This window comes from Vibrio sp. YT-18, from assembly GCF_033337345.1.
Classification (GTDB): Bacteria; Pseudomonadota; Gammaproteobacteria; order Enterobacterales; family Vibrionaceae; genus Vibrio; species Vibrio alginolyticus.
Map to the genome: position 1 here is coordinate 1 of NZ_JAWOQO010000165.1, position 1,204 is coordinate 1,204.

Genomic DNA, 1,204 nt, shown 5'->3' on the forward strand with positions numbered 1-1,204 from the left:
ATGGCCGCCGCGCTTGGTGGATTTATCCCATTCCATCGCAATATGCCGGCTGGCATCATCCCCGCAGCTTTTGCAGAGGGTCTTGATGACGTAATGATCGAAGGCAAAGACGGTTTAACGGTGCTCAACGACAGACCGGTGAATGCAGAAACCCCACCCCATTTGTTGAATGACGACGTAACTCCAACTCGACGCCATTTCATTCGCAACAACGGTATTCCACCAACAGACGTAAACCCTGAAACTTGGACGTTGACCATTGATGGATTGATCGACAAACCAATGTCGCTGTCGATTGCCGATCTCAAAAAGAACTTCGATGTCGTAGAACAACAACTGGTCGTTGAATGTGGCGGTAACGGCCGTGCTTTCTTTGATCCCAAAGCATCCGGTAATCAATGGACTTACGGCGCTGTGGCTTGCTCCAGTTGGACAGGCGTTCGCTTGGCCGACGTGCTCAAAGCCGCAGGCGTAAAAGACGGAGCCGTTTACACCGCGCACTATGGTGCCGACAAACATCTTTCAGGCAAAGAAGGCAAGTTGCCAATTTCTCGTGGCGTACCCATCGCTAAAGCCATGGGCAGTGAAAATCTCATCGCCTTTGCCCAAAACGGCGAAGCACTTCACCCTATGAATGGCGCGCCATTGCGTTTAGTGGTTCCAGGTTGGCCGGGTTCTTGTTCGCAAAAATGGCTCACTCGTATTCAAATTCGCGATCAAATACACGATGGACCAAAGATGACTGGCACTTCCTATCGAGTCCCTAACCGACCTGTCGCCCCGGGAGAAAACGTGGCGAAAGAGGATTTCGAGATCATAGAGCGCATGCCAGTAAAATCACTCATCACCTCTCCGCAAACCAACACAGAAGTCAATGGCAATGAAATCGCCATTCGCGGACATGCTTGGTCTGGCGACCGAAAAGTGATCAAAGTGCAGATTTCGATTGATTTTGGCGCAACATGGATGGATGCCGACCTCGCAGCTCCTGCAAATGACGGTGCTTGGCAAACGTTCAATGCTAAGGTGAAGTTCCCTCAAGCGGGTTACTACGAAGTGTGGGCGAAAGCAACTGACGATCAAGGCGTCAGCCAACCTTTTGCCATTGCATGGAATCCGAAAGGTTACCTCAACAACACTTTCCACCGCATCGCATTAATTGTACGAAGTTAAAGAGTCAGTAGCAGAATGGTGAGAACTTAGG

Annotated in this window: 1 protein-coding gene; it reads left to right on the forward strand. The window is 50.4% G+C overall.

Annotated elements, in window-relative coordinates; all coding sequences use genetic code 11:
* A partial coding sequence (locus R7M72_RS25165; protein ID WP_318056468.1) for a sulfite oxidase occupies window positions 1-1,173 on the forward strand: 1,173 nt, incomplete at its 5' end.
* Between the last annotated feature and the right edge of the window lie 31 nt (window positions 1,174-1,204).